Raw genomic sequence first — 6,931 nt, 5'->3', positions numbered from 1 at the left:
CCGGGCCCGCCGCCCCCGGCCCTGGACCCTGCGCCCCCGGCCCGTCCGGGCCCGCCGCCCCCGGCCCTGGACCCTGCGCCCCCGGCCCAGCCGGGCCCGCCGCCTCCGGCCCTGGACCCTGCGGACCCGCCTCGTCGTCTCCGCCCTCGCGCTGATCGCCGTCGTCGCCGCGGTGATCGGTGCGGTCACGGTCATCGGGATGCGCTCCAACCTCCAGCGGCAGCTGGACGACTCGCTGCGGCCCGCCGTCGAGCGCACCCACCACTTCGGCTCCGGCGACCCCTCCGCCGACTTCGTCTCCGCGCCCGGCCAGCCGTTCGGCACGGTCGGGCTGCGCACTGGCCCCGACGGGCGGCCCACCGCCGCGGCCATCAGCGTCCGGGGCGAGCCCGGAGCCGTCCGGCCGGACCCGAAGGCGCTCACCGGCGCCCAGGTCACCGCGCTGGCGGCGGTGCCCGGGGACGGCCGCGTCCACACCGTCTCCGTGCCGGGCCTCGGTTCGTACCGGGCGCAGTGGGCGAGGGACGGCTCGGCCCTGGTCGGCTTCCCGCTCAAGGACGTCGAGTCCACCGTCAACGCCCTGATCCTGGTCGTCGTCTCGGTGACCGGCGCCGGTCTGGCCGCCGCCACGATCGCGGGCGCCGCGATCGTCGGTGTCGCGCTGCGCCCGCTGCGCCGGGTCGCCGCGACCGCCACCCGGGTCTCCGAACTGCCGCTCCACAGCGGCGAGGTGGCCCTGCACGAGCGCGTCCCCGCCGCCGAGGCCGACCCGCGCACCGAGGTCGGACAGGTCGGCGCGGCGCTCAACCGGATGCTGGGGCACGTCGGCTCGGCGCTGGCCGCGCGGCAGGAGAGCGAGACGCGGGTACGGCAGTTCGTCGCCGACGCCAGCCATGAGCTGCGCACCCCGCTCGCCTCCATCCGGGGGTACGCGGAGCTCACCCGGCGCGGCACGGAGGAGATCGGCCCGGCGACCCGGCACGCGCTGGGGCGGGTGGAGGCGGAGGCCCAGCGGATGACCGGCCTGGTGGAGGATCTGCTGCTGCTCGCCCGGCTCGACGCCGGACGCCCGCTCTCGTACGAGAGCACTGATCTCTCCCCGTTGGTGGTGGACGCGGTGAGCGACGCGCGGGCGGCCGGGCAGGGGCACCGCTGGTGCCTGGAGCTGCCGGACGGGGTGTCCGAGCACCCCGTCTCCGTGCTCGGCGACGCCGCCCGGCTCCACCAGGTGCTGGTCAATCTGCTCGGCAACGCCCGTACGCACACACCGGACGGCACCACCGTCACCGCGCGCGTGGCGCGCCAGGGCGCGTGGGCCGTGCTCGAAGTGGAGGACGACGGCCCAGGCATCCCGCCCGCGCTGCTGCCGCACGTCTTCGAGCGGTTCGCGCGCGGCGACGCCTCCCGCTCCCGCGCCCATGGCTCCACCGGCCTCGGACTCGCCATCGTGCAGGCGGTGGTGGCCGCGCACGGCGGCGGCGTCTCGGTGCGGTCCGCCCCCGGCAGCACGGTCTTCAGCGTCCGCCTGCCGGTTCCGGAACACGCCTTCGCCCTTCGGTCGAAGAGCTCGTCGAAGAGCTCGTCGAAGAGCTCACAGCCTGCCCACAGTCGCACCACACAGGTGTGACAGCGGCCCTCGCGAGGGTCGGCGGCATGCGAACCGACATCTGCGCGGGCACCCTGCCGGCACGTGAGCACCTGCCCGTCGGGGCGGCGGGCGGGCCCGTACTCGACGTGGTGGTGCCCGTCCACAACGAGGAGCGGGACCTGGAGCCGTGTGTGCGCCGGCTCGGCGACCATCTCGCCCGCACCTTCCCGTACGCGTTCCGGATCACCGTCGCCGACAACGCCTCCACCGACCGCACCCCCGAGGTCGCGGCGCGTCTGGCCCGCGAGCTGCCGGGCGTACGCCACGTCCGGCTCGAGCAGAAGGGGCGCGGACGGGCGCTGCGGACGGTCTGGTCGGCCTCGGACGCGCCGGTGCTCGCGTATATGGACGTCGACCTCTCCACCGATCTGAACGCGCTGCTCCCGCTGGTCGCCCCGCTGATCTCGGGCCACTCGGACCTCGCGATCGGCTCCCGGCTCAGCCGGGCCTCGCGGGTGGTGCGCGGGCCCAAGCGGGAGTTCATCTCGCGCGCGTACAACCTGATCCTCAGATCGTCGCTCGCGGCGCGCTTCTCGGACGCGCAGTGCGGGTTCAAGGCGATACGCCGTGAGGTGGCCGAGCGGCTGCTGCCGATGGTGGAGGACAGCGGCTGGTTCTTCGACACCGAGCTGCTGGTGCTCGCCGAGCGGGCCGGGCTGCGGATCCACGAGGTGCCGGTGGACTGGGTGGACGACCCGGACTCGACCGTCCACATCGTGCGGACGGCGGCCGACGACCTCAAGGGCGTGTGGCGCGTCGGGCGCGCCCTCGCCGTCGGCGCACTCCCCCTGGACCGGCTCGCGCGCCCGTTCGGCGACGACCCGCGCGACCGTGCGCTCAGCGGCGTCCCCGGCGGCCTCGCCCGCCAGCTCGTCGGTTTCTGCGCGGTCGGCGCGCTCTCCACGCTCTTCTACCTCGGCCTGTACTCGCTCTTCCGGACCGGCGCCGGGCCCCAAGTCGCCAACGCGGCGGCGCTGTTGCTGTCCGCCGTCGCCAACACCGCCGCCAACCGGAGGCTCACCTTCGGGGTACGGGGACGGGACCGCGCGATGCGGCACCAGGCACAGGGGCTCGTCGTGTTCGCGATCGGGCTCGCCCTCACCAGCGGCTCGCTGGCGGCGCTGGGCGCGGCGGGCGGCGACCCCTCGCACTCCACCGAGGTGGCCGTCCTGGTGGCCGCGAACCTGGCGGCCACCGTGCTGCGCTTCCTGCTCTTCCGCGCCTGGGTCTTCCCGGACCGCGCCACCGCGCTCCCCGACCGGAGCGAGACCACCGCGCTCCCCGACCGGAGCGAGACCGCCCCGCTCCCCCACCAGAAGGACGCCACCCGATGACCACGACCTCGTATCCGGCCGGCGCCCGCGAGGGGCTCGCCGCGGCCCGGCCGAAGGCCGCCGCGGTCCGCCTGTGGCGCGGTCGCGCCGCCGACCCGGCCTGGGCGCGCCCCGCCTTCCTCGGCCTCCTCCTGCTCACCCTCCTCGCCTACCTCTGGAACCTCAGCGCCTCCGGATACGCCAACTCCTTCTACTCGGCGGCCGTCCAGGCGGGCGGCGAGAGCTGGAAGGCGATGTTCTTCGGCTCGCTGGACTCCGCCAACGCCATCACCGTCGACAAGCCCCCGGCCGCGCTGTGGCCGATGGCGCTCTCGGTGCGGCTGTTCGGCCTCGGCTCCTGGCAGATCCTGCTGCCCGAGGTCCTGATGGGCGTGGGCACGGTGGCGGTGCTGTACGCGGCGGTACGGCGCCGGTTCAGCCCGGCGGCGGGGCTGATCGCGGGCGCGGTCCTGGCGCTCACCCCGGTCGCCGCGCTGATGTTCCGCTTCAACAACCCGGACGCGCTGCTCGCCCTGCTGATGACCGTGACGGTCTACTGCGTGCTGCGCGCGTTGGAGGACGCGCGGACGAAGTGGCTGCTCTGGGCGGGTGTCGCGGTGGGCTTCGCCTTCCTGGCCAAGACCCTCCAGGCGTTCCTGATCCTGCCGCCGCTCGCCCTGCTGTACGCGGTGTGCGCGCCCGCGCCCGTACGCAGGCGGCTCGGCCAGCTCGCCCTCTCCGGGCTGGCGGCCGTGGTGTCCGGCGGCTGGTGGGTGGCGGTCGTGGAGCTGTGGCCCGCGTCCTCGCGCCCGTACGTGGGCGGCTCGCAGCACAACTCGTTCCTGGAGCTGACCTTCGGCTACAACGGCCTCGGCCGGATCAACGGCGACGAGACCGGCAGCGTCGGCGGCGGGGGCGGCGGCCGGGGAGGCGGCGGCTGGGGGAGCACCGGCCTCGACCGGATGTTCAACGCCGAGGTGGGCGGCCAGATCTCCTGGCTGCTTCCGGCGGCGCTGCTGCTGCTCGTCGCGGGCCTGGTGGTCACCTGGCGCGGACAGCGCACCGACACCGCCCGAGCGGCGTTCCTGGCCTGGGGCGGGGCGCTGCTGATGACCGCGGGGATCTTCAGCTTCATGGCGGGGATCTTCCACCAGTACTACACGGTCGCCCTCGCCCCGTACATCGCGGCGCTGGTCGGCATGGGTGTCACGGTGCTCTGGGAGGAGCGGGCCCGGCCGGCGGCGGCCGTGGCGCTGGCGGCCTCGGCGGGGCTCACGGCCTGGTGGTCGTACGTCCTGCTCGGCCGTACGCCCGACTATCTGCCGTGGCTGCGGTGGGCGGTGCTGGTCGCGGGGCTGGGCGCCGCCGTCGGGCTGGCGCTCGCGGGCCGGATCGGCCGCGGGCTGGCGCTGGGGGCGGCCGGGGTGGGGCTCGTGGCGTCGCTGGCGGGCCCCTTCGCGTACACGATGAGCACCCTGGACACCGGCCACACCGGCTCGATTGTCACGGCGGGCCCGCGCGGCGCGTCCATGGGCGGCGGGCCCGGGGGCGGGCGGTTCGGGAGGGGGCCGGACGGCCGGGGGCAGGCACCGGGGCAGCGCCAGGGTCAGGCTCCGCAGGGCGGTGGCGGGACGCTGCCGCCGGGCGGTGCCCCGCAGGGCACCGGGAACGGCATGCCGACCCAGCTCCCCGGCGGCGCTCAACTCCCCGGCGGTGGCCGGTTCCCCGGCGGATGGGCACCCGGCGGTCCCGAGCGCGGCGGCCCCGGTGGCATGGGCGGTCTGCTCAACGGCGCCCAGGTCGGCAGTCGGGCGAAGGCGCTGCTGAAGGCGGACGCCGGCAAGTACACCTGGGCCGCCGCGGCGGTCGGTGCGCAGAACGCCGCGAGCTACCAACTGGCCACCGGCAGGCCCGTGATGGCGATCGGCGGCTTCAACGGCAGCGACCCGTCGCCCACGCTCGCGCAGTTCAAGAAGTACGTGGCCGAAGGGAAGATCCACTACTTCCTCTCGGGCGGTGGCATGGGCGGGGGCATGGGCGGCCGCCGTGGCGGCCCCGGCGGGGCGGGCGGCAGCAGTGCCATCACCACCTGGGTGGAGGCGGGCTTCGAGAAGGTGACGGTCGGCTCGGCCACCTTGTACGACCTGACGGCACCGGTGAAGTAGCGGCGGCGGAGGACGAGGAAGGCCGGTGGGCCGGGGCGCGAACCCCGGCCCACCGGCCTTCCTGCGTACGGGGGACCAGGCACGCCCAGGCCCGCCCAGGCACGTGCCGGAAAAGTGCTTTACACCGTACAAGGCTCTCCCTTACGGTGTACGACAACGTCCCCATACGCTGTACAACTCCACTAGGAGCCCCGCATGACAGCCACGGTCGCCGACACATCGGCCGCCCCCACCAGGCACCCGCAGCGCTGGCTGATCCTGGGTGTCATCTGTCTGGCGCAGCTCACCGTGCTGCTCGACAACACCGTCCTCAACGTCGCGATCCCCTCCCTCACCACGTCGGTCGGCGCCTCGACGGCGGACATCCAGTGGATGATCAACGCGTACTCGCTCGTCCAGTCCGGACTGCTGCTCACCGCGGGCAGCGCGTCCGACCGCTACGGCCGCAAGAAGATGCTGGCGGCCGGGCTCGCGCTGTTCGGCATCGGCTCGCTGGCGGCCGGCCTCTCGCAGAGCGCCGGGCAGCTGATCGCCGCCCGCGCGGGCATGGGCGTCGGCGGCGCGCTCCTGATGACCACCACGCTCGCCGTCGTCGTGCAGATCTTCGACGACGAGGAGCGGGTGAAGGCGATCGGGCTGTGGGCCACGGTCAACTCGCTCGGCTTCGCCGCCGGTCCGCTGATCGGCGGGCTGATGCTGGACCACTTCTGGTGGGGCGCGATCTTCCTGGTCAACATCCCGGTCGCGGCGCTCGGCCTGGTCGCCGTGCTCGCCTTGGTGCCCGAGTCGAAGAACCCGCTGGGCGACCGGCCGGACCTGCTCGGCGCGCTGCTCTCCACGGTCGGCATGACGGGCGTGGTGTACGCGATCATCTCGGGCCCCGGCCACGGCTGGACCTCGGCGCACGTACTGGTCTCGGCCGCGGTGGGGCTGGTCTTCCTGGCCGCGTTCGCCCGCTGGGAGCTGTCCGTCCCGTATCCGATGCTGGACATGAACTTCTTCCGCAACCAGAAGTTCACCGGCGCCGTCGCGGGCTCGATCCTGGTCGCGTTCGGCATGGGCGGCTCGCTCTTCCTGCTGACCCAGCACCTCCAGTTCGTGCTCGGGTACGGGCCGTTGGAGGCGGGGCTGCGCACGGCCCCGCTGGCGCTGAGCGTGATCGTGCTGAACGTGGCGGGGGTGGGCGCGCGGCTGCTGCCCAAGCTGGGTACGCCGAAGACGATCGCGGTGGGCATGGCGGCGAACGCGGCCGGACTCGCGGCCATAGCGCTGCTCGGCCGCGAGCACTACAGCGGCATGCTGCTGGGCCTGGTGGTGATGGGCGCGGGCATCGCGGTCTCGATGCCCGCCATGGCCAACACCCTGATGGGCGCGATCCCGCCGGAGAAGGCGGGCGTGGGCGCGGGCGTCAACGGCACGCTGGCGGAGTTCGGCAACGGGCTCGGCGTGGCGGTGCTCGGAGCGGTGCTCAACTCGCGCTTCGCGGCGCTGGTCCCGTCCGTGGTGGGCGCGGCCTCGCTGCCGGCGGCGCTCGCGGCGGCGGGCGACGATGCCGAGCGCTCCCGGATCTCGGACGCGTTCGCCTCGGGTCTGGAGACCAGCCAGCTGGTCGGCGCGGCGGCGGTGCTGGCGGGCGGCTTGCTCGCGGCGGCCCTGCTCGCCCGGGCCGAGCGCGGTGACGGCGGCGGCGAAGGGGCCCAGGCCCCCGCGCCGCAGGCCGCACCGGCGGCATAGCATCGGACCAGCGGTCGGCGGAGGGCAGCATTCCGCCGACCGCTGTGGCCGATGCCGCACGAACGGCGTAC

General features: G+C 74.7%; 4 protein-coding genes. All 4 read left to right on the top strand.

All coding sequences use genetic code 11. The features are described 5' to 3' along the window. Window positions 1-73: 73 nt before the first annotated feature. The 4 genes from ABD236_RS17055 (at window position 74) to ABD236_RS17040 (ending at window position 6,860) form a co-directional block, all read left to right on the top strand. On the top strand, window positions 74-1,627 hold the full coding sequence (locus ABD236_RS17055; protein ID WP_344074577.1) for a sensor histidine kinase: 1,554 nt from the start codon (window positions 74-76) through the stop codon (window positions 1,625-1,627). 26 nt (window positions 1,628-1,653) lie between these two features. Then, window positions 1,654-2,982: a bifunctional glycosyltransferase family 2/GtrA family protein gene (locus tag ABD236_RS17050; RefSeq protein WP_344074573.1), complete on the top strand. Its 1,329-nt coding sequence runs from the start codon at window positions 1,654-1,656 to the stop codon at window positions 2,980-2,982. Next, a complete protein-coding gene (locus tag ABD236_RS17045; protein WP_344074572.1) occupies window positions 2,979-5,126 on the top strand; it encodes an ArnT family glycosyltransferase in 2,148 nt (715 codons plus the stop codon). Before ABD236_RS17050 ends, ABD236_RS17045 begins: the two co-directional genes overlap by 4 nt. 195 nt (window positions 5,127-5,321) lie before the next feature. Next, entirely contained in the window at window positions 5,322-6,860 is a 1,539-nt protein-coding gene (locus tag ABD236_RS17040; RefSeq protein ID WP_344074571.1) for an MFS transporter, read from the top strand. The last annotated feature ends 71 nt before the right edge of the window (window positions 6,861-6,931 follow it).

This window comes from Streptomyces crystallinus, from assembly GCF_039521265.1.
GTDB classification, from domain to species: domain Bacteria; phylum Actinomycetota; class Actinomycetes; order Streptomycetales; family Streptomycetaceae; genus Streptomyces; species Streptomyces crystallinus.
This window is presented reverse-complemented; position numbering and strand designations above follow the sequence as displayed.

Coding starts and splice junctions, on each gene's coding strand:
- ABD236_RS17045 (WP_344074572.1), top strand. CDS start 2,979: ATGACCACGACCTCGTATCCGGCCGGCGCCCGCGAGGGGCTCGCCGCG.
- ABD236_RS17040 (WP_344074571.1), top strand. CDS start 5,322: ATGACAGCCACGGTCGCCGACACATCGGCCGCCCCCACCAGGCACCCG.
- ABD236_RS17050 (WP_344074573.1), top strand. CDS start 1,654: ATGCGAACCGACATCTGCGCGGGCACCCTGCCGGCACGTGAGCACCTG.